Source organism: Streptococcus oralis (assembly GCF_001075875.1).
Classification (GTDB): domain Bacteria; phylum Bacillota; class Bacilli; order Lactobacillales; family Streptococcaceae; genus Streptococcus; species Streptococcus oralis_I.
Genome location: NZ_JUOS01000158.1, coordinates 1 through 252 on the forward strand (window position 1 = coordinate 1; position 252 = coordinate 252).

The 252-nt window shown below is 54.4% G+C and carries 3 tRNA genes; all 3 read right to left on the reverse strand.

The window, feature by feature from the left end:
- Window position 1 precedes the first annotated feature (1 nt).
- Window positions 2-74: transfer RNA gene (locus ADM33_RS08625), tRNA-Phe, on the reverse strand.
- A gap of 3 nt (window positions 75-77) precedes the next feature.
- Window positions 78-151 (reverse strand) — tRNA-Met (locus tag ADM33_RS08630).
- 10 nt (window positions 152-161) lie between these two features.
- Window positions 162-251, reverse strand: a tRNA-Ser gene (locus ADM33_RS08635).
- Between the last annotated feature and the right edge of the window lies 1 nt (window position 252).

The window sequence follows — 252 nt, forward strand, 5'->3', positions numbered from 1 at the left end:
ATGGCGCGAGACGGAATCGAACCGCCGACACATGGAGCTTCAATCCATTGCTCTACCAACTGAGCTACCGAGCCTTATTGCGGGAGCAGGATTTGAACCTACGACCTTCGGGTTATGAGCCCGACGAGCTACCGAGCTGCTCCATCCCGCGTTAATAATAAAGGAGGATGTGGGATTCGAACCCACGCACGCTTTTACACGCCTGACGGTTTTCAAGACCGTTCCCTTCAGCCGGACTTGGGTAATCCTCCA